This window comes from Mesorhizobium sp. M0016, from assembly GCF_040324035.1.
GTDB lineage: Bacteria > Pseudomonadota > Alphaproteobacteria > Rhizobiales > Rhizobiaceae > Mesorhizobium.
In genome coordinates this window covers 1-22,469 of the sequence record NZ_JAMYVM010000038.1, presented here as the reverse complement: position 1 = coordinate 22,469, position 22,469 = coordinate 1, and the positions used below count along the sequence as shown (strand labels likewise).

28 protein-coding genes and 3 pseudogenes are annotated in these 22,469 nt (G+C 58.5%); 13 read left to right on the top strand and 18 right to left on the bottom strand.

From position 1 onward, the window contains the following. The first annotated feature begins 288 nt into the window (after positions 1 to 288). On the top strand, positions 289 to 729 hold the full coding sequence (locus NKJ88_RS31395) for a Ros/MucR family transcriptional regulator (protein ID WP_352446777.1): 441 nt from the start codon (positions 289 to 291) through the stop codon (positions 727 to 729). A 335-nt stretch (positions 730 to 1,064) separates the two neighbouring features. Here NKJ88_RS31395 and NKJ88_RS31390 read toward each other — a convergent pair. From NKJ88_RS31390 to NKJ88_RS31375, 4 genes and pseudogenes are all read right to left on the bottom strand, one after another. Continuing rightward, positions 1,065 to 1,338: pseudogene (locus NKJ88_RS31390) on the bottom strand (transglutaminase family protein); the annotation flags it as partial. 33 nt (positions 1,339 to 1,371) lie between these two features. Further along, a complete protein-coding gene (locus NKJ88_RS31385; RefSeq protein WP_352446776.1) occupies positions 1,372 to 2,526 on the bottom strand; it encodes a sugar ABC transporter substrate-binding protein in 1,155 nt (384 codons plus the stop codon). 91 nt (positions 2,527 to 2,617) lie between these two features. Further along, on the bottom strand, positions 2,618 to 3,973 hold the full coding sequence (locus NKJ88_RS31380) for a sensor histidine kinase (RefSeq protein ID WP_352446775.1): 1,356 nt from the start codon (positions 3,971 to 3,973) through the stop codon (positions 2,618 to 2,620). A 309-nt stretch (positions 3,974 to 4,282) separates the two neighbouring features. Then, positions 4,283 to 4,759 (bottom strand): YciE/YciF ferroxidase family protein, encoded by a 477-nt coding sequence (locus NKJ88_RS31375; RefSeq protein WP_352446774.1) that lies wholly within the window; start codon positions 4,757 to 4,759, stop codon positions 4,283 to 4,285. 197 nt (positions 4,760 to 4,956) lie between these two features. Here NKJ88_RS31375 and NKJ88_RS31370 point away from each other — a divergent pair, with 197 nt between their 5' ends. Continuing rightward, entirely contained in the window at positions 4,957 to 5,208 is a 252-nt protein-coding gene (locus NKJ88_RS31370; RefSeq protein ID WP_352446773.1) for a GlsB/YeaQ/YmgE family stress response membrane protein, read from the top strand. A 102-nt stretch (positions 5,209 to 5,310) separates the two neighbouring features. Here the strand turns inward: NKJ88_RS31370 and NKJ88_RS31365 are convergent, their stop codons facing one another. The 6 genes from NKJ88_RS31365 to NKJ88_RS31340 all read right to left on the bottom strand — a co-directional run bounded on the left by NKJ88_RS31365 (position 5,311) and on the right by NKJ88_RS31340 (position 8,427). Beyond that, positions 5,311 to 5,670, bottom strand: coding sequence for a DUF4112 domain-containing protein (locus NKJ88_RS31365; RefSeq protein WP_352446772.1), 360 nt, complete (start codon positions 5,668 to 5,670; stop codon positions 5,311 to 5,313). A 55-nt stretch (positions 5,671 to 5,725) separates the two neighbouring features. After that, entirely contained in the window at positions 5,726 to 6,217 is a 492-nt protein-coding gene (locus NKJ88_RS31360; protein WP_352446771.1) for a YidB family protein, read from the bottom strand. A 178-nt stretch (positions 6,218 to 6,395) separates the two neighbouring features. Continuing rightward, positions 6,396 to 6,908 (bottom strand): DUF6894 family protein, encoded by a 513-nt coding sequence (locus NKJ88_RS31355; RefSeq protein WP_352446770.1) that lies wholly within the window; start codon positions 6,906 to 6,908, stop codon positions 6,396 to 6,398. 31 nt (positions 6,909 to 6,939) lie between these two features. Continuing rightward, on the bottom strand, positions 6,940 to 7,575 hold the full coding sequence (locus NKJ88_RS31350) for a hypothetical protein (RefSeq protein WP_352446769.1): 636 nt from the start codon (positions 7,573 to 7,575) through the stop codon (positions 6,940 to 6,942). 4 nt (positions 7,576 to 7,579) lie between these two features. After that, a complete protein-coding gene (locus tag NKJ88_RS31345) occupies positions 7,580 to 7,990 on the bottom strand; it encodes a phage holin family protein (RefSeq protein ID WP_023713090.1) in 411 nt (136 codons plus the stop codon). Positions 7,991 to 8,007: 17 nt separating this feature from the next. Further along, on the bottom strand, positions 8,008 to 8,427 hold the full coding sequence (locus NKJ88_RS31340; protein ID WP_352446768.1) for a hypothetical protein: 420 nt from the start codon (positions 8,425 to 8,427) through the stop codon (positions 8,008 to 8,010). Positions 8,428 to 8,512: 85 nt separating this feature from the next. Here NKJ88_RS31340 and NKJ88_RS31335 point away from each other — a divergent pair, with 85 nt between their 5' ends. From NKJ88_RS31335 to NKJ88_RS31320, 4 genes are all read left to right on the top strand, one after another. After that, on the top strand, positions 8,513 to 8,776 hold the full coding sequence (locus tag NKJ88_RS31335; protein WP_352446767.1) for a DUF6894 family protein: 264 nt from the start codon (positions 8,513 to 8,515) through the stop codon (positions 8,774 to 8,776). A 507-nt stretch (positions 8,777 to 9,283) separates the two neighbouring features. Next, positions 9,284 to 9,487, top strand: coding sequence for a CsbD family protein (locus NKJ88_RS31330; RefSeq protein WP_352446766.1), 204 nt, complete (start codon positions 9,284 to 9,286; stop codon positions 9,485 to 9,487). A gap of 39 nt (positions 9,488 to 9,526) precedes the next feature. Next, a complete protein-coding gene (locus NKJ88_RS31325; RefSeq protein ID WP_352446765.1) occupies positions 9,527 to 9,829 on the top strand; it encodes a hypothetical protein in 303 nt (100 codons plus the stop codon). 53 nt (positions 9,830 to 9,882) lie between these two features. Continuing rightward, on the top strand, positions 9,883 to 10,176 hold the full coding sequence (locus tag NKJ88_RS31320; RefSeq protein WP_352446764.1) for a helix-turn-helix domain-containing protein: 294 nt from the start codon (positions 9,883 to 9,885) through the stop codon (positions 10,174 to 10,176). 735 nt (positions 10,177 to 10,911) lie between these two features. Here NKJ88_RS31320 and NKJ88_RS31315 read toward each other — a convergent pair. Together NKJ88_RS31315 and NKJ88_RS31310 are read right to left on the bottom strand one after the other, a co-directional pair. After that, positions 10,912 to 11,145 carry a hypothetical protein gene (locus NKJ88_RS31315; RefSeq protein WP_352446763.1) on the bottom strand — a complete coding sequence of 78 codons (234 nt, stop codon included), beginning with the start codon at positions 11,143 to 11,145 and terminating at the stop codon, positions 10,912 to 10,914. Continuing rightward, positions 11,132 to 12,005: pseudogene (locus NKJ88_RS31310) on the bottom strand (ATP-dependent DNA ligase). The gene NKJ88_RS31315 and the pseudogene NKJ88_RS31310 overlap by 14 nt, the downstream one beginning before the upstream one ends. Positions 12,006 to 12,129: 124 nt before the next feature. On the opposite strand from NKJ88_RS31310, the gene NKJ88_RS31305 reads away from it, so the two are divergent. Both NKJ88_RS31305 and NKJ88_RS31300 read left to right on the top strand, forming a co-directional pair. After that, entirely contained in the window at positions 12,130 to 12,318 is a 189-nt protein-coding gene (locus NKJ88_RS31305) for a DUF3606 domain-containing protein (protein WP_023708231.1), read from the top strand. Positions 12,319 to 12,740: 422 nt separating this feature from the next. Next, a complete protein-coding gene (locus tag NKJ88_RS31300; protein WP_352446762.1) occupies positions 12,741 to 12,968 on the top strand; it encodes a KTSC domain-containing protein in 228 nt (75 codons plus the stop codon). 218 nt (positions 12,969 to 13,186) lie between these two features. On the opposite strand, the gene NKJ88_RS31295 is transcribed toward NKJ88_RS31300, so the two are convergent. The 3 genes from NKJ88_RS31295 to NKJ88_RS31285 form a co-directional block, all read right to left on the bottom strand. Next, complete coding sequence (locus tag NKJ88_RS31295; RefSeq protein ID WP_352446761.1) at positions 13,187 to 13,471, bottom strand: hypothetical protein; 285 nt, start codon at positions 13,469 to 13,471, stop codon at positions 13,187 to 13,189. Between the two features lie 114 nt (positions 13,472 to 13,585). Continuing rightward, a complete protein-coding gene (locus NKJ88_RS31290; RefSeq protein WP_352446760.1) occupies positions 13,586 to 13,804 on the bottom strand; it encodes a hypothetical protein in 219 nt (72 codons plus the stop codon). Between the two features lie 533 nt (positions 13,805 to 14,337). Next, positions 14,338 to 14,478, bottom strand: a complete 141-nt coding sequence (locus tag NKJ88_RS31285; protein WP_352446759.1) for a hypothetical protein — start codon at positions 14,476 to 14,478, stop codon at positions 14,338 to 14,340. A 435-nt stretch (positions 14,479 to 14,913) separates the two neighbouring features. Between NKJ88_RS31285 and NKJ88_RS31280 the strand changes: the two genes are divergently transcribed. Continuing rightward, a complete protein-coding gene (locus NKJ88_RS31280; protein WP_352446758.1) occupies positions 14,914 to 15,330 on the top strand; it encodes an NAD(P)/FAD-dependent oxidoreductase in 417 nt (138 codons plus the stop codon). 282 nt (positions 15,331 to 15,612) lie between these two features. Here the strand turns inward: NKJ88_RS31280 and NKJ88_RS31275 are convergent, their stop codons facing one another. After that, positions 15,613 to 16,431, bottom strand: coding sequence for an alpha/beta fold hydrolase (locus NKJ88_RS31275; protein WP_352446788.1), 819 nt, complete (start codon positions 16,429 to 16,431; stop codon positions 15,613 to 15,615). 107 nt (positions 16,432 to 16,538) lie between these two features. On the opposite strand from NKJ88_RS31275, the gene NKJ88_RS31270 reads away from it, so the two are divergent. Next, positions 16,539 to 17,462 (top strand): LysR family transcriptional regulator, encoded by a 924-nt coding sequence (locus NKJ88_RS31270; protein ID WP_352446757.1) that lies wholly within the window; start codon positions 16,539 to 16,541, stop codon positions 17,460 to 17,462. A gap of 396 nt (positions 17,463 to 17,858) precedes the next feature. Here the strand turns inward: NKJ88_RS31270 and NKJ88_RS31265 are convergent, their stop codons facing one another. Both NKJ88_RS31265 and NKJ88_RS31260 read right to left on the bottom strand, forming a co-directional pair. Further along, complete coding sequence (locus NKJ88_RS31265) at positions 17,859 to 18,416, bottom strand: carboxymuconolactone decarboxylase family protein (RefSeq protein WP_352446756.1); 558 nt, start codon at positions 18,414 to 18,416, stop codon at positions 17,859 to 17,861. Positions 18,417 to 18,498: 82 nt separating this feature from the next. Then, a pseudogene (locus NKJ88_RS31260) lies at positions 18,499 to 19,301 on the bottom strand (alpha/beta fold hydrolase). A gap of 109 nt (positions 19,302 to 19,410) precedes the next feature. Between NKJ88_RS31260 and NKJ88_RS31255 the strand changes: the two are divergent. From NKJ88_RS31255 to NKJ88_RS31245, 3 genes are all read left to right on the top strand, one after another. Next, on the top strand, positions 19,411 to 20,319 hold the full coding sequence (locus NKJ88_RS31255; protein WP_352446755.1) for a LysR family transcriptional regulator: 909 nt from the start codon (positions 19,411 to 19,413) through the stop codon (positions 20,317 to 20,319). 533 nt (positions 20,320 to 20,852) lie between these two features. After that, positions 20,853 to 21,392 (top strand): sigma-70 family RNA polymerase sigma factor, encoded by a 540-nt coding sequence (locus NKJ88_RS31250; protein ID WP_502904783.1) that lies wholly within the window; start codon positions 20,853 to 20,855, stop codon positions 21,390 to 21,392. After that, complete coding sequence (locus NKJ88_RS31245) at positions 21,389 to 22,228, top strand: anti-sigma factor family protein (RefSeq protein WP_352446753.1); 840 nt, start codon at positions 21,389 to 21,391, stop codon at positions 22,226 to 22,228. The genes NKJ88_RS31250 and NKJ88_RS31245 overlap by 4 nt, the downstream gene beginning before the upstream one ends. Positions 22,229 to 22,469 lie beyond the last annotated feature (241 nt).

The window sequence follows — 22,469 nt, the reverse complement described above, 5'->3', positions numbered from 1 at the left end:
GCCGAAGGGATGACGGCGATTCCGCGCGACGACGCGTCGACAATCATGCGTGCGAGCACCCCGGCTGCGGTGAGGATGGAGGCTTGGGCTTCGCCCGACCGAGGCAACTATCGCACTGGTTCTGCCTGAAGCACCGCGACGAGGGCGAGCGATACCTATAGGCGCATCAATATCGCTATTTCATACGGTGACCAAGCGTGGAATGTGGCAACTTCACCGCAGGCACATGTGAGCTTGCGCACGTAGAGTTGGTTCATTAGAGAGGTCTCAAAGACAAGGGACCACCACATGACTGACGAAGACAACCATGCTGTCGAACTGGCGGAACTTACAGCGGACGTCGTTTCCGCATACGTGGCCAATAACCCACTACCGGTCGCCAACTTGCCCGACCTGATTGCATCTGTGCACGCTTCATTGTCAGGTTTGAGCAGCCAAATCGCACCGGCTGCGAAAGAGCTTGTGCCTGCGGCAAATCCAAAAAAGTCTGTGTTCCCGGATTACATCATCAGCCTGGAAGACGGCCGGAAATTCCAGTCTATGAAACGCCACCTTGGCCTACTTGGCATGACACCCGACGAATACCGTGAGAAGTGGGGCTTGTCTCGCGATTACCCCATGGTCGCGCCGAACTACGCCGCGAAGCGATCGGCCCTTGCGAAGGCGTCTGGTCTAGGTCGGAAGACCGCGCCTGTTAAGGTGTCTGCCAAGCGCAAGGCGAAGGCTTGAATCACGCGCCCAACGACGTTCAAAGAAAGGCCCGCTGCCGGCTTAGTGAGAGCCACGGCAGCGGGCTAAAGCTGGGAACGGCTTGAGGGGACACTCTTAGCCGTCAGCTTCCAACACCCTGCGCATATGTCCATGAGTGTTGCCTTAACTAGCTGTCGAACATTTTAGTCATTCCGCGATTATGCCATTGCTCATCCGACTACTCGCCAATGCTCATCTACCGGCGGACACCAACCCCGGCGTCGTCCCCACCCATCCCCCGCCAAATGGCGCCGGCCATTCCTTGCAAACATCATCGGCGACGGACCAGTGTGGGTTAGTTGGCTCCGGCATGAAGGTGCCGGTTCCTCGGTCGAGATTGCGTCGACTGTCAGGCCCAGGGGCTCGATTGAGCCGTCCGCATGCTCGATAGTAATTTTGACCGGCCCCTCATCGATGTCGCCGAATTGCGAAGCAAACGCGATCTCAGACTGCATCGCGACCGACACCGATGCGAACGAGACCGTCCAGATTGGCCTGCCTAGTGCCGTCGAAAAGCCACCAGCGGCCACCCAGGTAGGCTTCGAACACGGCGTGGAAGTCACGAGGTTCGAGCCCATAGGCGTAGCAGTCTGATGCCAGATCGACGGTGGCACCGCGTAGCTACTTCTGCTCGGACGACCAAGGGAAATTTATATATCCGTCGCGGCTGTCATAGCAGATGTTTCCATACATCTTGAGGTATGCATCCCGGCGCGCCGCGTTGGCATACACCGAGGCGGGGTCCTTGAGATCGGCCTCGTATTGCGCGAGATTGGCACTTGTCAGCGCTATAGGAAGGATGTCCACCGCCTGCGGGATGCTTTTGCCCTCAAGCCAGTCGGCCGCAAACTGTCCCATGGCATAGCCGAAGACGGGCGAGGACAACGAGATACTCGCCTTGTAAGGGCTGTTGCCTTTCCTGATTTCAGCGACAGCTTCCGCCTCTCCGTCAATTCCGCCAAGGAATTGGTCAGGTCGGCCTTTGCCTGCTGCGCGCAACGCTTCAAGCGCACCCAGCACGACCGCATCCGCGCCGAGCACGACGTCGACATCCGGATTGGCCAGCAGGATGGTTTTCATGGTAGCGGCGCCGCCTTCCTTGGTAACCGGCTTGGGTGCGATATCGGCGACGATGATCACGCCAGGCATCGCATTCAGGCCATCGCGCATAGCCGTGAACCGGGGCGCCAGAAACTCCATCGTATCCTGGGTCAGCAGAACGACCTTGGCCTTACCGCCGAGCTTGGTGTTGATATGGTCAATGGCTGCATCGGTCAGCACCTTGCCAGTTCGATATTGCGGGGCATTGAGCAGCAGCGTTGCCGGTGGGGGCACAATCGTGCCAACAAACGCCCCCGACCAGATCGCCTTCTGAAGAGCCGTACTGAAAGCCACTGGATCCGATGAGGTGGCAACCATGGCGCCAACCTTCGCCGCGACCAAAGACTGCACGTGGGCTATCGCCTTACCCACATCGTTTTCCGCCAACACTCTTCGATATTCCAGGCCGCGGTTCTTTGCAGCCATGGACAGACCGTGGTCGACCCCTTGCAGGAAGTCGCGCTCGTTCTCCTGCACGTAGGCCAACACTTTTGTGAGGCCAACCGGAGCGTTGCAGGAGGGCGCATGGGGATCGAAGGCGGGGAATGCCGTTCGCTGGGTAATGCCGGGGGCGCCTTCCTTGGCATCCGCGACGGTAAGCCCGCCCATCGCGACGACCAAAAGCAGCGCTGTCCCGATCAGCCGTCGACCGGCAATTTTATTGTGATCAACCATTTTTGTCCCCCTCGACATCACCCTTTGGCGGTGAACGCGCCAACGCTGGTGATGCCGCTGCAGTCATTTCACCTTGCGATGAACGGGTCTACTATCCAGCAGTAGCGCGCCGTGGTTCTGTCGAAAACACCAAATGGGCGGCCGTTCCGGGTTGGATATCCCGGTAGTCCAGTTTGGCGCCGAGGCTGATGCACATCGCATTGATGATTCTGCTGCCGACGCCGGTGCCTTTGGCAGGTGCGCCGTCTGCCTTTCCAACACCGTCGTCTTCGACCACCAGCTCCGCCTGGCCACCTGGCAGCCTGCTTAGCCGGACGCGGATTTCTCCGACACCATCCGGATAGGCATACTTGAAAGCGTTGGTGACCAGTTCGGTGACCACAACGCCCAAATTGATGCTGATGTCCGTTTCGAGGTCGATTGGTTCGATCTTGTAAGACAGGCTGACACCGTGAACCTGGCTGCGCATCGACGTTTGCAGATGATCGAGCAGGCCGGTCAGATATTCGTCCAGGTCAACCGAGCGAGCGTTGGCCGAGCCATACAGCCGCCTGTGCACCAGCGAGATGGCAAAGATGCGGTCCTGGGTTTCGGCCAGCGCTTCCTTGGACGCGAGATCTCCGACAGCCTTCGCCTGCAGTTTCACCAGAGACGACACAAGAGCCAGGCTGTTGGCGACCCTGTGATTGACCTCTGACAAAAGCACTTCGGCTCGATCGCGCTCCTTTGCCAGGTCCTCGGTGCGGGTGGCGACACGTTGCTCCAGTTTGTCATTAAGCGCATTGACCTCGTCGTGGGTATCGCGAAGTTCCCTGGTGTAGCGAGCAGCACCATAGGCTGCTCCGCCAACCACGGCGATGATGACAAATCCGCCGATTGCCGAAACGAGCCGCAGCCACGCGCTGTTAGCTCGTTGTTCGACGACACCGGAGGTAAGCCGGTTATCCGCTTTTACAATGATACCCGAAAAGAACACATTGGCTTCGTCAGTCAAAGCCTTGCCTTTGTTCGTGCGGAATATCGCCAATATCTCGGCGTCGCGGTGATCTCGCTTGAGAGCGATTGTCTGGTCCAGCTCATCAAACTTGGCGGCAATGATTGCGGAAAGCCTTTCCAGTGTAGGCTTCGAATCGAGATAGGACGTCAGCAAGGTCTGCAGCGCTTGCATGTGGCGCTGTGCCCCAGCCTTGGCGGTTTCATATGGCCCCAAATAGATTTCGTTCCCGGTGATGACAAAGCCGCGCTCGCTCGCCTCGGCCGTCTGCATTGCATTTCTCAACTCGACAGCAGCGACTCGTACATCGCGCGCTTCAATCGCATTGTCGAAATAGGATTGAGCCCTCTGCCCCAGCCAGAAGTTGGTGGCGACAATGGCCATAAGCGCCGCAAACCCTATTAGCAGGGAAGCGGAAGTGAATCGGACAATTTTTCGGTTGGAGAATTGCATCGGCGCATTCCTGCCCGATTTTGGGCGAGTGCGCCATCAAGTAGTGAGAGCTAATAAGCCCCGCGTGCAAAACTAGCCTCTTAGCTTTGCCCTTGCGACGTGATCGACCAACCAAGAAGGTAATCAGGTCGAGTTAGCGCCGATGATCGTGACTGGTAGCAGTTCAGTCAGAGTACAAGGCCACCGGTGCTGCACCGAGGGCCTTTGCTCTAGGGACCATCACTTCCGCCGTGGACCAGTACCAGAACGTCCATCTTCCGACCCAGTGGCCCAGATGGATGTCCGCAGGCGGCATAAAAAGTCGAGCGATCAGTTTGTCTTGTTGATCGACGTAATCGCAAGGTTCGTCAGCTTGTTGTTGGTGGCTTTCTCCTCGTCGAGGATCTCGCTGAGCAGCTTGTGCGCCTCGTCATGCCCGAGTTCCTTTGCCCATTCCCGCAGAGAGCCGTACCGGGAAATTTCGTAGTGCTCGACTGCCTGGCAGGCCGCCAGCAGCCCTGCATCGAGGGCCGTCCCTGACGCTTCCTCCATCAGTCCGTCGGCTTCCTTGATGAGCCCCTCAATGGCGTCGCACTTCTCGCCGACGGCCTTCTTGCCGATAGACTTGAACACCTGCTCCAGCTTCTTGATCTGCCCCTTTGTCTCAGCGAGGTGATCCTCGGCCGCCTTCTTCAGCTTGGCGTCGTTCGCGGCGGCAGCTACTTTGGGTAGCGCCTTCGTAATCGCGTTCTCCGCATAGTAGATGTCCTGGAGGGTATGTTCAAAAATTTCGGCTAGCGTTTTCATCGTGATGCTCCATTCGCCCGAATTGGCTTCGGGAGAAAGTGGGAGCGAGGCGAATGGTTCCTTCAGGTGGGGCGGACTTCAGACTGAGATACCCGGTATGAGCGGGGAACGATGGAACACCCTATATCCCGGAACTTTATTGGCGTTTGGCACGTTCTCCGGCCGAACCAACTGAGGTTCAAGGAAAAGGGGAAAATATGGAAAATCCAGGTGTGGGTTGGATAGCAGCGATCGTCATCGGCGGTATCGCCGGCTGGCTTGCCGAGATATTCATGAAAAGCAACATGGGCGTGCTTATGAACATCATTTTGGGGATCGTCGGCGCAATCGTCGCCAATGTCCTTCTCGGGCTGCTGGGCGTATCGCTGGCCGGCTGGCTCGGCTATCTTGTCGCAGGCTTCATCGGCGCGTGTATTTTGATTGCCGTGGCGCGAATGATTAAACGCTGAGCCTCAAAAATCGACCTTGCACACATCGTCGAATATGCAGGCGCGTGATCGAAGGATCACGCACCTGCTATTCACAGCGGAGGTAAGCGGGCCCTGTCCGGATTACTTGTTGAGGTGACGGCGCAGCAGCCTGACGTTGCGATTGTTCGCCTTGAAATACACGTCGAAGATCGAGCCGAGAATTGGGACACTTCCTACGAGCGTATCCAACAGCACGTTGCCTAGCATGCGGGCGACCAAGCCTTTTCCGGCACCGACGTTTCGAGCTCGCAAGACGATGTAGGCCGAGACAATGCCCGTCGCCGCATCTCCGAGTACGGGGACCAGACCTACGAGCGCATCCAGTCCAAAACGAATTGATGTGCCTGGAATGCGCCAGCGGGAATCGAGTAGCGCCGCCAATAGATCCAACTCGGCAACTATGTTTGCTCTATGACCACCGTGACCGCCCTGCCCGATCATGCCAACTCGCGCGCCAGTACGATTTAGTATCTCTCCCTGATGGATAGCCGTCACCTTAGATATCGCTTTGACCGCCTGAATTCGCTTGCGTCCTGTGCGATGGCACGTCGTCGAGCAAGGTCGTCTCACCGGAGCTTTTCGGCGCCTCGGGCAATTCACCAGTAGGCGTCATTTTGCTGACGGCCTCAGGCAAATCTCGCGTGATCCGGCTTATGAGTTCCTCGCGCGAAAGGCCGGTCTGCATCGAGAGGGAAGTCAGGGTGTCATCGTCTATGGCTGCTTCCACCTCGCTTGGCTGGATCGGCTCGTTCGGCCCGGTGCCCACCCACGAATCAACCTTCGATCCGGCGCCTGCCCCTCTGAACCGGTCGAGAATATCGCCAAGCGCGGTCCCCGAAACGCCTTTTGAAAGCTGATCCAGAATCCCGCCTTGCGGATCATTAGGGTTGCGATCACCCGCTCCACGGATCATGTCGCCGATCTTGTCGCGATTTTGGTATGCCAGGACGCCGAGCATCGCGATCGCCAATTTTCCCAGGTTAGCCATTGGTACCTCCACTGTTCAATGGACAAGGGCTCAACATCACAAAAGTTCCGACGGCGACGATCTAATTGAATAAGGGCTGGCGTATCGACACCGACGTGAGCGGTGGCTTCGCCTAAGTACCGTGGAACAGGCAGCGAGCTGCGGTCACGAACTCCCCTGTCCCGCAATTGCCATTTGCCTAAAGCGGCGTGTTGTCGTTGGCCTGCCGGGCGGCTTCGGCCTCGGCGACGTCGATCGTGCAAAGCTCGTTGCCTGCCTGATCGCGCATCCGTACCAGCCATCCAGTCAAATCGTCGTCGCCGGGTTGCAGATCGACGAGCAGGTCGATCGCGCAACGGATCGCCTCGGCGCGAGCAGCCTCAAAACTTGGCATCACGGCAGGCGGAACCTGGCGAGATTGGTCGCCGTCGCGATATTCGAACGTATAGACATTGCTCTGCCGGCCGCGGACATTGCCGGATTCCGGTGTCCTATTGAAATCGCCAATTCTATCGACAGGCATTTCGAAGGTCGCGGTCTGAACAAGCAGGGCTTTTGCACGGTCGATTGCCCCCAGCGCGCCGTCGGCGTCGTCGCTTCGCGCCATTTCGACCGCGATAGATTCCCCCCCCTGGCCCTCAAACACCACTCTAACAAGAGGCAGGCCGGAAGGCGCGGCCGCCTGTCCAATGTTGATTCCGACGATATGCATGGGGATACCTTTGGCGCTCAGTTTCGCACTCTCAGTGCTTTCGCTGCTCGTGCTCATCCGCGCGGACGAGATAGTCGCTAGCTGCGGCCAGTACGGCCAAGAACGCAGCGGCATATCTGGCAAACCCGAAGGCCTGCGCGGCGGCCAATTTCGCACCGCGTGCATGCTCGGCGATAAATGCATCCGTCGCATCCTGAACTTCAGCTCCAGCCTTGCCGAATAGGGTGCGCTCCTTCGCTGTGGGCTCAAACGCCTTACCGATTATGTGGCCGAGCAGCAGGCCACCCGCAGATCCAGCGAGCACCTTGGCCCGAAACAGGTTTGTGATCGCCTTGCGCGGATGGGCTTCATAACGAATTGACGCGGCGTCGGAATGCGAGGCGCCGCAGACCCTATCTACAGCTATATCGTCGGCGCCTGCCGGGCCATGCGTGCTACGCCTGCCGGCGTCAAACACCGCAACTGCACCCAGTGCGACCGCGGCAGCAGTGCCGCCATTATTCTTGACGGCGTCCGACACACCGCCTAGCGCCTTCGCCACCTTCTGCTTCGCGTACCGGGTGGACGCATCGACCAGATTTCGGGGCTGCAGGCGCCGGCTTATCTCGCTGACAGGTTCAAACAAAGCCTGCCGCTCTGTGCGGCTTTGCAGCATGATCTCGCGCATCTCTTCACTGGGTTGAGCCAAAACGCATCCCCTGTTTCAATGCCGCTATGTCAGTGCGCACCTGGTTGACGGTTTCGACAGGTGTGATGGTCCATCCCGCGAGCGCTCGCTTCGCAAGATAGAGAAACAGCACGCCGCCTACCCCCAGAAGCGCTGCGACGATTAGGCAAGCTACCATCGGACCGACACCAAAGTGGATCATAGCGAGGATCAGGAACTGGACCATGGCGAATGCAGCCAAGACAAAGAGCACCAGTGCGGCGATGCCGCACGCGCCTGACGAGACGATCGTAGACGTCTTAACCTTCATCTCGGCTTGGAGAAGACGAAGATCGAGGCGCATCAGCGAAGCGAGATGGCTATACCCTTCGCTGAAAACGCTTCCCAAGGGTCGGAGATTGGAACCATCATCCATCTGGAACGCTCTTCGTGTCAGGACCGATCGGAGCTTCGCATGATCCGGGTCAGCACAACGCCGGCCAGGATGCCTACGCCGAAAAAGGCCGCCGGTTGGCGCTGGGCGAATTTCGTGACCGAGTCGAGCAGTTCACCCACGTTGCGGTCCCTGATATCCGACGAAATCCGTTCGACACCTTCGGCCGCGCTCCGAACCATGCCTGCAACCTGCGGAGATTGCTTCTCGATTCCATTAGCCGCCTCCTTCACGGAATGGGCAATGTTGGCGATCGCGTCGGCGCCGGCGGTCTTGTTCGACTCCACCGCTTCCTTGAAGGCGCCTGCAGCATCCGACGCAACCGAACCGCCATAATTTTTCGCGTCAGCCTCGCCGCGCAGGTGCCTCACGCGGCCGATCAGGCCCGGTTTGACCCATTGCGTCGCCGGCCGCTTCATAATGCCCTTGTGCGCCGTGGCCGTCACCCGGCCGCTGTGATTCGGGATCGAGGAAACCTTTTCAAAGCTTCGCTGTTAGGGCTCCATGGCCCGCTTCTTCTTCGATCTAACCGAAAACGGAATCCCCTACCCGGATACCGAAGGCACCGAGCTTGCAAACTTGGCCGCCGCTGAAGATGAGGCGGCAAGGGCACTGTTTGAAATCGTGAAAGACCAGATGCCGGGCGGCACATTCCGCCAAGTCGCCTTCCAAGATCATGACGGCACCAGCATTTCGCTGTTTGAGGTGAAAGTCACGTGTGAGGTGACGCGGGCTGCACATTCCGATGACAGACCGTTGGAAGCCTGACGATTCATACCTCGAAAGCGCTCGCCGGAACCAACGCCGGGCGGTCGGCGAACTCAACTCCCTACGTACGACCATCGACGAGACACGCCGCGTCCTAGCTGCGTCACGGAAGCTCTTGGAACAGATGGCCGAACGCGAAGACCCCCAGCCGCCAGGTTAAGGCGCCTTCTATTGGAATCCGCTCATCTCGACGCGAGAGCTGGCAGGTCCGTCAACCGGCTACCCGCAGAAGCAGTGCGACACCGATCCCATAAGGGATCAGCAGTGCCGCCAAGGCGACCCACAGGCCCGGATCGGCGAATACCTGCATCTGGCTGCGAAGCTGTTCCATTGCACCCAATGGCGAAAGGCCCGCTGTGTTCCAAAACTGAAAAGGCCGGCGCACTCAAGCTGGCGGATGGGCATTAGGTTCCATGGGTAGATCACGAGCAAGCGCGCTTACCTGCAGCGGAACCTGACAGCCACTACGACCGTTTATTCGAAAGGACAACGAAGGAGATCACCATCATGGACTGGAACCGCGTCGAAGGAAATTGGAAGCAATTCAAAGGCAAGGTCAAGGAGCAGTGGGGCAAGCTGACCGATGATGATCTCGACCGCATAGCCGGCAACCGCGATCAGCTCGAAGGTACGATCCAGGAACGCTACGGCATTGAGAAGGATCGCGTGCGGCGAGACGTCGACGACTGGTATGGTCGGCAAGAATCGTAGGATACCACAGTTGAACCTATTCAGATAAAGGGCGCCGTCATGAACCGCGCCCTTTTCGCGTTTTTTGGCATCCGTGCACCGTTCGGCTCGGCCTTGAACAAGCGATTTTTGGGAACGTGTCGGCTTCCGGCCGCGTTTATCTCCACAATGGAGATTGTAGAAATGTCCATCCACAAAGAAGACTATCGAACGAACAAGGCTGACTACCTGATAGCGAAAAGGCCAGATCTGGTTGAGAAGACCAAGCCGAAAAAGAAGACGTTGCGGCGTGACGATCAGCGTTCCGCAAAGTTATTGGAAAACCCCGCCGCGTTACCCGAGAGGCCGGCCTCACGCCGTTAGAAATCGCAGAAGTCAAGAGGAACATTTTAGCGATATTGAATGTTCGACTGTCTATGGACCGTCGAACCGTACTCTCAGCAGATCAATCCAGAGCAGCACGAGCCCTACTGAACTGGTCGCGTGTGCGACTTGCCGCAAAGGCCAATCTTAGCGAAATGGTGATCAGCGATCTTGAGAACGGCTTCAGGAGACCGCGTCCCCATAACATCGCGGCCGTCCGCAAAGCGTTTGAAGACGCCGGAATCATCTTCACAGTCGAAGGCACTCCATCGCTAGCCCGCTCAGAAGGTGATAGCAGCCTCGCCACCGATAATAGACAGTGGCGCCGCAGGGAGAAAAAAGGATAAGGAGAAAAGCCCGTGTACCCTCCTCTGCAACCCGATCTCTAAAGCGGCCGCTAACAAGGGCGGTTGTTCACTGACTTTGTGCTGGCGCTCACCTTTCTAAGGTGCCGGTCGAATATGGTCAGCTTCTCTTCGTAGCCGATCCGCACTCTGGACCTGCAGCTATCGCAGTTGAAACCGGCAATCGTTTTCAGCCAGGATCCCCTTCTCACCATTGGGCACGAACAGGAGGGGCATTGGAATTCTATAGGTACGTCGCGCAGTTCATTTGATAGAGGCACTGTGTATGTTCTCCTAAGCGGCACGGCCATTGCAACAAAGTAGAAGGAGAAATGTTTCGCGGCTCGGCCATTTACGCGGAGGGATCAGACCTAAGTCCAAATGCTGAGGAGGGCAGGCAAGTTGTTCGTTGGCCCTCGATCCCGGTTAGTCGCAGTGGCCTCACCAGACTCAGCCGTAGCTCAAAGGCTCGTATCACCGGCCAGAAGGCACAGTTCATCCAGTGGAATGGTGACAGAACCGGCAAAGCCGCGCGACCGGTAAAATTAAAGCCGCACGAACTTGTCGAGATTCAGACGGATCCGTCCCTTCTTCCACTTCAGCAAGGTGGCCGTAGTCGCAGTGGCGGCTTGAGCGATATCTAGGGGCGTTGCAACCATCGCATCCCCCAAAAGGCAATGGTAAACGCAATCTTTATGGGCCCTACGAAACCCTTTCTTCAATCAAAAACGAAAATGGCTATTCGCCGGGGCGCTCGACGGCGGCTTCGTCGACCTCGGCTTCCATCTCGTCGCTGACCGTCTTGCTCTTGCCCAAACCGGCCATCGGCACACCGTCAAAGCCTTGTAGCCAGGCGTCGGCATGCTCCTGCCAGTAAGGCGGCGCGGCGCGCTCCTTGCCATCCTTCTGCGCTTGAGCACCGTACATCCACGCATAGGTGGCACGCTCCTGATCCTTCTTAGCCACGGCCATCTGTGTCGTCCTCTCGAAAATCTTGCAGAGAAGCGTGCCGCAAATCTTCCTCGCCGCGCAAGTGCTTCACTCGTCCGATCAGGCCCAGCTTGACCCACTGTGTCGCCGGCCGCTTCATCCCCTTCGGCGCCGGCCCAGCGTGCTCCTGGACGCGCTTCCCATAGCCGTTCGCGGATTGCCCGGCTGGAGTTGATGAACGCTGAGCCGACATACTGCCCGGTTTTCCGATCGGCCATCAACGCAAAGGCCGGCTTGCCGGGTTCCCGCTCGACGCCTAGCAAATCATATTCCTCCACCATGTAGCTTTTGATCTTCAGCCAGGCTGTCGACCGGCCGCTGCGGTATTTGCTGTCACGTCGCTTCGACACCATGCCTTCTATGCCCGCCTCGTCGATCAGGTGGAATATGGCTTTAGCGTCTCCGGGCAGCGCTTGGCTGAACTGGATGCGGTCATCAGGGGAAGATGAGGCCTTCCAGGATTTCGCGTCGGTCTTCGAGGTCCATTTCCCGCAGATCGTGACCGTTCAAATAGAGGAGATCGAAGGCGACGAAGTAGAGGTCGTGCTGCCGGCTCGTGATGGCCTGCGCAGCGCCTGATAGTCCGAAAGCCCGGCTTCGTTGAGAACGACTATTTCGCCGTCAACGATGGCATTCTCAACCCCAAGGCGTTTTGCGGCGCCGGCCAGGTGCCTGTATTTTGCCGTCCAATTGTGGCCGTTGCGCGTGAAGATGCGCACGTCATGATCGATGATGATTTGGCTGCGGTAGCCGTCGAACTTGACTTCGTGAATCCATTCGTCGCCTTCCGGAGGCTTCTCGACCAAGGTCGGCAGCAAAGGCTCGACGAACTTTAGACGCATGAACTCACCCGCACCCGGCGATTCAATTAGCTTGTTCTGAAATGGTTCCGAAACAGGAAACCGGCTTTGGTGCAACAAACACGCTAACTGAACGTTGCTCGAAATTCACAGGAGGAATCGAGATATGGCCGACGACAAGAGCAAACGGGATTTTCGTGATCGGGACCGTGTTTCAGCCGATGAGGATTATGAAGTTGAATATTTCGCAACAAAGACCGGCATCACACCCCAGCAGGTCAAAGAGCTGATCGCGAAGCACGGCAACCAACGCGAGACTTTGGAGCGGGTAGCCAAGGCGCTGCGGAAACAATGACCAGGCTATCTGATCTCGGCAGACTACTAATCGGGCACCGACATGAAGGCCCGCCCGCGAGCGAGCTCGATCATTTCCTCCCTTGCCCTGTTTGCGGGCAACAGATTGATATGCGCGATTTTCGCCAGGTCACTTATCATGCCGATCCGGAGCACGAGCCGCTCGAACTGGACGCTTAGGACCAAAAGTGCCGAAATACCACGTTGAGGAAATGGACGGCGATACCGTGACGGCTACCCACATCGTCCACGCGACTAACGCCGATCAGGGCGGCGCGGGAAGCGACAGAGCGCGACGTCACCCTGCGCACCAGCGAACCCATTTGGATCAGGGTTGCCGACGAGAAGCGCGGCCACATCTTCGAATACAGTTTCAGCCTGTAGCTGGCGATCCAACCGGCTAGTTGATTTGGATGGCATACCATGCCGTCGACTTCGATACGCAAGTTCGACTATGACCCGAACACCAGGGTTCTCTCGGTTTGGTTTGTAGCGAGCGGGAAACATTACCAGTTTTTGGACGTACCTGCTGAGGCCGTTGCCGCGTTCAAAGCTGCCTTTGCCAAGGGCGTCTATTTTAACAGCCACATCCGCAATCGTTATGCATTCCGGCTCGCGCCAGGGAGGGCAGCAGGCTCGTCGGGCGATTGAAGTAGCCCAGTTCTAAAGCCAGTGAGCGACGCGATGGGATGGCCCTTGCTTCCGAGCGCGGGCCGACCATGATGAGTGGAGAGGACATCTTGGTCACCGGAACGGACCGCTGAAGAACGAGCCGGGTGTGACCGAACAGCCTCAGAGCGAGGATGTTCCTTGGGCCGCACAAAAACGCCCGCCAGCACGAGCCGCGGACGTGCTATCTGGTGTTGGGCCTATTTCCCCATCATCATCGCAGCTTTGCAGAAATCTTCATCGGCCTTCGCAATGTCTGCGTCAGCGCAGTCCTTCATCACCGCGTCCTTGTCCTCCTGAGACATAGCCGACCAGGCGGCTTTCGCTTCGGCCTCAGACTTCATGGTCTTCATGCCGGCGTCGGTGAAGAAAGGAGACATCTTCGCAGGATCGTCGAGCGCAGAGGTGCCGGTGGAACTGCCGGCAAACGCCGATCCGGTCATAAGGGCAAATGTCGCGCCGAGAATGAGCATTTTCGAATTCATCAAAATTCCTCCGAATGCAACTGCTTGAGTGCAGCCGTGCTAATGCAATGCGGGTCAGCAGAAAAAGTTTCCAACAAAACCCGAAATTGCAGAACTTGCCACCGATCGTCCGCTTTAAGCCTTCGGAATGAGCAAATCCGCCAAAGCCGAGAAGCGCGTATCGTGGTTGAACGCTTCGGTCAGATCGGTTTCACTGATACCCTCCGCCTCAGCGTCGGCGATGAGGCGCCTTGCCAGCCGTTCAACCTTTGTCTGGTCGTGGCCGGAACAAACTTCAATCAAGTCGTACTTCTCGATCCATTCATCCAGAAATTTTTCAGCACGCTGTTTCATCGAGGAAGCCTTGGGAAATGGCCCGCGCTTTCGGTCAAGGCGGCGCGGGCCTGACCATGATGGGGGACATCTTGGTCACCAGCGCGCGCTGAGGGAGCACGGACCGGGTGAGTCAGAACAATCTCGGTAGAAAGACGTTCCTACCCACAATGCAAAAAACCCGCCGGCGTGAGCCAGCGGGCTTCTACGCAACTCCGACCACATCGCAAAGCTGCGACGGTTCTAACGCCGCGAGATCAGCAGGCAGAGCTCCCGGAGGTCCTTGTCATAAGAGCCAGAACCGCTCAGCACATCGACACAGCGCTTCTTCATGCGTGCAATCTGACTCTTGGACATGTCGGCAACAACACCCGGCAGGTTTGGAGTGCCCGGGGTCCCTGGCGTCCCAGGCGTTCCAGGCACACCGCCAATGCCGACACCCACGCCAACGCCGACACCAGTCGTGCCCCCGACGGTCGCACCGAGACCGGCTGTCACGCCGCCGGCACCGCCGATATTTGCCCCGGCACCAGCCGCAATCCCATTGCTGCCCCCTACTGTGGCGCCAGCGCCGGCTTTGACACCGCCGGAGCCGCCAATCGATGCGCCAGCGCCAGCGTTAACACCGCCAGCGCCGCCGACAGATGCTCCGGCACCAACGCCAATGCCGCCGCCGGCACCGGCAGGCATCGCAAGGGCTATTAACACTGCACCGCCGGCCAAAACACGAGCGAAGTGCGCTAGAATCTTTACCATGAAACTCTCCTTGGCTGTCGAATTCTGCAGCCGAAATAGTTTGGCTGTTGACAGCATCTACGCATAGAACAGAACGCGGTTGCCTAACTTTAGGAAACTTCGCCGATCATGCCTTTCAATATCAACCGAACTTAGATGCAATTAGAATTTAACTGTAAAAACCTACGACGCACTTATTGCACGAACGAAGAGGTTCGGCAGTTAACTTCAAGCAGGGTGGGTTTGACGGCACCGGGGCTCCGGCCAAAACACAAAAAAGCCCGCCACTGTGAGGCAGCGGGCCAGTAATTCTAGCCGGGATCAGCCACCTTCCCGTTCGTTCATGTTCTGCCGCTTTCCACGGACCCAACCGCAGCTTCACCTTTGCCCACGATGTGGAGGATCATCTGGGCTTCGCGAACGCCGCGTCCGCGAACGTCAAACGACAAATTGAAGAGTACATTGCTTCGGCCGGACTAGATGCTCCTCCGGTTGAGCCCGACCCAGCGGAGATCGTGGCACAACGCCTTCCAAGCCCACAAATACAGACGCTCGATCCCGCTGCGATCGGAATCATGACGGTCATTTGGTGTGTCGGGTTTCGAGGAGACTTCGGCTGGGTGCGTCTGCCCGGGGTGCTCGACGCGGATGGACAACCATTGCAGGACGACGGCGCCACGGTTCTGCCGGGCATATTTTTCGCCGGAGTAGACTTTGGCTCGACCCGAAAATCGGGAATAATACTGGCGATCGAAGAACTGGCTTCTCGCCTCGCCGACCACATCGTCGCACGCGTCACCGCAGGTGGGTAGCGCGATCCCCTGTGTGGCGAAGTGGGATGCAGCAAGATGCGGAAGGGCGATTGCGATATCGGCTTTTGGCGGATGAATGCGACAGGTGGATCAACTGCTTTGATGTGAAGCGCCTGCGCGGCTTGACCGATAAGCTAGCCAATATCGTGTACGGCAATCGACCGGAAAGCTGACATAGAATCCTGTACGGAAATTATGTCAGGTAATTGCATGGGCTTGTGAAGACAAATGCGAAGAGACCGCCGTCAGCATTCTCTAGACGATGATGGATGAGAGATGTCGTCAAGACCTTATGAACGAAAGCAGGTCGGGATTGAGGACATCAGCATGTGTGGTTAGCATGCCGTGAGGGAAGCCGGGATAAGTCTTCAGCAACCCGATCTTGAGCAATTCGACCGCGCGCGGCACGGAACTTGCGAACGGGACGACTTGGTCAGCCTCGCCATGCATCACCAGCACCGGCAGGGCGATCTTCTTGAGGTCCTCAGTGTAATCCTCGAGCCAAGAGTCTACGGTCGCGTAGTGAGCGAGGGCACCGCCGGCCATGCCTTGGCGCCACCAGTTCGCAATGATTGCCTCCGAAGGCTTGGCTCCATCGAGGGTGTACCCGTAGAACGGATGCTCAGGGACGTAACGGAAAAATTCCGACCGGTTGCCCAGCACGCCTGCCCGGATCGCTTCGAACCACTCCGGCGGTTGACCGGACGGGTTGTCTTCGCTCCGGTACATGTTAGGAGTCAAGGAAGCGACCAGCACCGCCTTCGCGACGCGCTCCGGGTGGCGTGCGACATAGCGAGCCACCTCACCGCCACCTGTCGAGTGCCCGACATGTATTGCCTCGCGCAGGTTGAGGTGTTCAGTCAGGCCCGCGAGATCTGCAACCCAGTGGTCCATGTCGTTTCCGCTGCTGGGCTGGTCGGACCGGCCGTGGCCGCGCCGGTCGTGGGCGATCACCCGATACCCGTGATGAAGGAAGAATGTCATCTGGGCATCCCAGTCGTCCGCCGACAACGGCCAGCCGTGGCTGAAAACGATCGGTTGGCCCGAGCCCCAGTCCTTGTAAAAAATACTTACGCCGTCCGTCGTTGTAAAAGTAGGCATCGATCCGCTCCTTTTTTGGATATCGCGGAACATAGATTCTCCTTCCTCCCGCAACAAAGACCTTGTATGCTCGACCTATGCCTGAAAGGTATAGGTCGAGGGATACGATGGAACTCCGGCATTTGCGTTACTTCGTTGCAGTGGTTGAAGAAGGTAGTTTGTTGATGGCGGCGCAGCGGCGGCTGAATACGTCGCAACCCTCATTGAGCCGGCAAATCCGGGACTTGGAAGCTGAAGTGGGTGTGCAACTGCTGGAACGACAAGCGCGAGGCGTCTCGCTTACACCTGCGGGTCGCATTTTCCTCGATCACGCGCGCCTGGCCCTACTGCAGGTCGAAGCAGCTGTTGATAGCGCGCGACGAGCGGCTGAGCCGAAAAGGCCATCTCTTTCCATAGGATTCCTGGTAGGATTGGAGGTTACGTGGCTTCCGCATCTGTTGCGCATACTCCGAGAGGAAGCAGCGGACATAGAGGTCACCCTGTGCAGCCTGTCCTCCCCTGAGCTCGCCCTTGCATTGATGCGCGGGAAACTGGACATCGCATTTCTTCGCACCGAGAAACAAAGTCTGGGCCTCTCGTTCAAATTGCTTGCTGAAGAACCATTGATTGCGGTTCTGCCGGCAGGTCATCGCTTGGCTTCTCGCAAGAAAATCTCGCCGCAGGATCTTGCGTCCGAAATCTATGTCAGCTCGGCGCGGACCTCCCCGGTCCTGCAGGAGGTAATCCTCGATTACGCATCGAAAGCCGGGATCGCGCTCAAGGCGAGATACGAGGGCGAGAACATATCGTCGGCAATGTCGCTTGTCGTCTCCACTGGCGGAGTTACACTCGTGCCACTGTATGCGCAGAATATGTTGAGCCCAAACGTCGTCGCGAGGGCACTTGACGGTACACCTCCTAAAATTGGTCTGAACCTGGGATACAACGACGCGAATTCTTCACCATTGCTGCAACGGCTCCTGTCTCGGGTCGATGAGTTAATAGATAGCGTGCAAAATCAGAGCATCATTCGGTACGCGGACACACAGTAATAGAGACGCGAACTGGGAGTTCGAGGGCCGCGAGGGTAAGATCGTGGCGGGCTGCTTGTCGCGCACAACGGATAATTGCTCAGAGACTCTATCTCGTCTGCGCCATGAACTGCCCCCTGCCCTCATTTTACCGACGTCTAATTTGGGGCCGGAAGCGGAAGCTCGGCTTTTGGCCGCCGAAGAATGATAGCAGACGAAAGGGTCGGCAGACGAACGTCTGAAACCGACCATCAGCTGATTGTGAACGCCACCTGGGCATAGCTGAGATTAGATCACGCAACATGGAAAGCTCGATGACGGCCGCGTGGCAAATTTTACTCGGTCCTGGCGTTACATGGTCTTTGCCTCCGCGCCCAATGCATCGAACGCGCCCGGCACGACCGCATACTGTCCGGATCAGCCCCTACCTGTCTGCCAGACATGCGGCTGAAATGGGGTCTCCAGCGGCGGTTGGGTGATGTTGGACGTGTAGTTGGTGATCGTAGACGCCGCAAGAACGGCGACCACCTCCAGCAACCGGCTCTCATCAAAGCCCGCATCGAGGAATTCGCGCTTTTCCACCTCGCTGAGCCCACCGCGGCTCTCGATAAGCGTACGCGTGAGTTTCGCCAGAGCCGCATGCCTGGCGTCCACAGGTAGAGCGCCATCTCTGATGCTGGTGACAGATTCAGCGCGGACCCCCTCGGCAATCGCCAGATAGGAGTGAAAGGCCACAGCCCACTCTGCCTTGTTGGTGACTGCATTTGTCAAAAGCAGGATCTGGATCTCCGCTTTGCTGAAGCTCCCGCCATGTACCCGCGCGAAGAGGTCCGTCAAGCTGCCGATAAGCACAGGCGAGGTTGCCATCGTGCCGGCGATATTTGGAATGAAGCCGAAGGCTGAATTCAGTGCCTCAAGTGCCGGCCTGGAAGCTCCGGGCGCCGTTTCGATGGAGTGAATGGGAAAGTTCGTCATGTGTCTGTCCTTAATGGCAATTGGGCGCAGTTTGGCGCCGCAAATGGGGTAGAGACCTGAATTCTCAGGTGACGGTGATCGCTCAATGGGCCTGCGCCGCCTCCTCGATCACTTCAGCAACATTTGCCGGATGAGAAAGCATGACAACATGCGATGCACCCTGCACGACCACCACTTCGCGCGCGTGCGCACGCTTCGCCATAAAGTCGTGCAGAGCCGGAGGGATGCTTTTGTCGGCCGCGCCGTAGACGAAGTAGGAGGGAAGGGTTTTCCAGGCGGCCGCGCCTGAAGCTTCCTTCAGCGCGGTCTCGGCAACAGGTCTCTGCGTAATAGCCATCAGCGCCACCTGTTCCATAGGCAGGTCGGCGGCAAAGGGTCCGGCAAATTTTGCCGGATCGACGCTCAACTGAAAGCTGCCATCTGGAAGCGCAATTGGCTTGGCCAGAGCCGCGCCAAGCTCGCTACCCGAAAACTTGCTGATCAAAGCGAAGGCGCTCTCGCCCTTGTCAGGCGCGAATGCGGCGACATAGACCAGCGCCCTGACATTCTTGCTGTTAAGCGCGGCGTTTGTAATGACGGACCCGCATAGGAATGGCCAACCAGCACCACAGGCCCGTCGATGCTCTCCACCACGCTGGCAACGGCTGCGGCATCGCCAGAGACGCTTCGAAGCGGGTCCGCTACTGCCACGACCGTGTAGCCATCGCGAGAGAGAATCGGGATCACTGAATTCCAAGACGAACTGTCTGCCATCGCACCGTGAACCAGAACAATGGTGGGCTTGCTGGACGCGGCTTCGGTCGCCCCAGGGGCGAGCAAAAACGCAGCCACTGCCGTCAGCCCCAGCGGCCAGCCGAACAAGACACGTTTGATTTCACACTTCATAGATCTCTCCTTGGAAGGCTCGGCCATGTGTCGTTTTTATCGATATAAACGATGATGACTGAGAGATAATGCTTGAATTTGGCACGATATTCATGCCAATTTTGCATGAATGGACGTTGACGACCTCAAGACATTCTGCCGCGTCGCTCAACTTGGCAGCATTGCGGCTGCGGCGCGGGCCGAAGCCACCGAGGCATCGACAGTGTCTCGCAGGATAGCTGGACTGGAAGCACAGCTTGGGACACGACTGTTCCAGCGAACGACCCGGAAACTGTCGCTGACGGAGGCCGGAGCGATTTTCCTGTCTCGCATCCTGCCTATTGTGGACGAGGTTGCGGCGGCCCGCGAAGCAGCACTTGCCACCGTCGAACAGCCAAGCGGCATGTTGCGCGTTACAGCCTCAAACGCCTACGGCGAAGCGGTTGTCGCGCCACTGCTGGCCGGATTCTGCGCGCAGTACCCCCGCATTGAGATCGATCTGCTGCTCTCGGACGCTTTGGTGGACCTCGTTGCCCAGCAGGTCGACGTCGCCTTGCGTCTCGGGCCGCGTCCGACCGGGGACCTCATCGTCTCCAAGTTAAAGACAATCGAGCGTCGTTTGGTGGCGTCGAAAGAGTATCTGTCTTCAGTGCCTCCAGTCGATCGGCCAGAAGACATTGGTGCGCATGTCTGTTTGCCGACCACGAATTCACCTCAAACGCCGCTGTGGCTGTTCAGGCGGGATCTCGAAAATATCGAATTGACCGTGCCGGCGAAGATCAGGACCAGCAACACACTGGCGCTTCGCCAGTTGGTACGCCACGGCGTCGGGATCTCGCTGCTGCCGGAGTGGTCGGTGGATGAGGACATCAAGAGCGGAAGGCTTGTCCAACTCCTCCCTGGTTGGAAGATCAGCGTCGGGGCGCAGGAGAGTGCCGTGTGGGTCGCTTATCCTTCGCGCGCCTACCTGCCGCTGAAGACGCGGAAATTTATTGATTTCTTTAAAGAGCAGATATTGTCGGAGGGTTCGAACTCTTGATCCTCTCGGCTAACGCCAGATGGACAATGTCTGTGCGCCGCTGGTGGCGCCTGTCGCATGGCCTCCAGTCATCTTTTTTCGCTGTCCGGGAATAAAACGCCGCCCGCCCTGGTCTTCCATGCATACGCTGCTGATTGACCTTGAAGGAACGCCGCACTGCAAACCCACACATTGCCGAGCACGACGGTATCGGTCGACGCGTTCCAGGACCTCTGGAAGGCGATAGGTCGGCCGCCTGTGGCCGGCTGGCTCACCTGTCTGCCGAAGGTGCTGCCGCGGTCGGGATCGGGAAAGCTCAGGTGCCGCGGATGCGAAATGGGTCGTGAATTCGGCAATGCTTGTGCTCGAGAAGCATCCATCTGGATGCATGTTTGCGGTCCAGTGTGTGATTGACATCGATGCGACGTTTGCCCTCACATTCAACGCAGTTGGCGACCCGGGATGTTTGCGCTGGGTTCCATCGCAAGGCAGAACCATTCTCGCCAAATGAGGACACGAGCTCCAGGCGAGGCGCATGTGACGGTGTACCGATGCTGAGCAGCAATGCGCAGGCCGACCGCTTCGGCGAAGTGGTAATGCCCCATCTCGCCGACGCGCTTTCGCTGGCCCGCTGGCTGACCGGCAATGCCACCGACGCCGAGGATGTCGTGCAGGACGCCTGCATGAAGGCACACGCCAACATCGCAAGCTATGCCGGCGGCAATGCACGTGCCTGGCTGCTCACCATCGTTCGCAACTCGTGTTACACATGGCTGGCGCGCAATCGCCCGCGCAGCATCGTCTCGGTGGGCGACCTCGGTGATCTCGACGAGGTGAGCGCCGCTCACGCAGTCGATCTGACTGAGAGCGAAAGCCCGGAGGCGAGCCTGATCGCCAAGACAGACGTGGCGGCCCTGGAGGCGGCGATCGCCGCTCTGCCGCAACCCTTTCGAGAAACGCTCGTGCTGCGCGACGTGAATGGCCTCGCTTACCGCGATATCGCAGCCATGCTGGGCGTGCCGATGGGCACGGTGATGTCGCGGCTGGCGCGGGCGCGTGGCCTGCTGATCTCTGACCTTGGGAGGGCGCAATGAGTGCGCACAACGATGGATTGCCCGAGGACGCCGCAGGCATGAACCTGATGCTGCACGCGCTGATAGATGGCGAGCTTGACGCCGCCGCGGCCATGGCTGTCGAGCGGCGCATCGCGGCCGATCCCAAGCTGGCGGCCGAACATGCCCGCATCGTGGTCTTGCAAGGGGCTGTGGCCAGGCTTCCGAAGCCCCAGGTGAGCGACGAGTTCAGCGCGCGCATTGCAGCCATGGCCGCGTCCAGCCGCGTCGAGGTGCTGCGGCCCAGAGCGCCGAAACAGGCGAAGTCCGCTCGAACGTGGTGGTCGGCGCGCAACTTCGGATCATTCGACTGGCGCGCCATGGCGGCCTCGATCATGATCAGCGCAGTTCTGGCCAGCGGCGCGACGCAATGGGCGATGCAGCCTAGCGTAGCCGACAGCTTTGCCGCAGGCGTGGCCAGCGGCCACCAGCGCAGTCTGCTGGCGACCAGCCCCGTCGATGTCGTCTCGTCGGACCGACACACCATAAAGCCATGGCTCGATGCAAGGCTCGGCCTTTCGCCGCCGGCTCCTGATATGGTGAAAGACGGATTTGCGCTCATCGGTGGCAGGGTCGAGGTCATCGGCGGCCGGGCGGTGCCAGCGCTGGTCTATCGCCACCGCGAACATCTGATCACCCTTGTGGCCCAGCCTCAAAATGCCGGAGCTGTGAGCGACCCTGTCGATCTCTCGGAGGGCGGTTTTTCGCTTGTGCATTGGAGCGACGGCGCCTTCTCCTACTGGGCGATTTCCGACATGGAGCGGCCGGAGCTCGACGACTTCGTGGCGCGCTTCCGCGCCGCGGTCGTCCCCGGCTGATAACCGACCGTCGGCACTCCAACCGATATCGAGTGCCGACCTGCGCTAGCCTTGACGTTCCTGCCCGGGTGACAGACCACGGCAGCAGCATGGCGCCGACGTCGAACGCGTCCTCGTGCAGCGTCGGCTCCAGTTCGGGGCGGACGCCGGCCCCTGTTTTCGGGAAATCTCAAAAGAATTTCGTGCCGCCCGGGAATAAAGGGATGTCCTGATGGGTCTTCTTGTTAGCGGGGCCAATTTC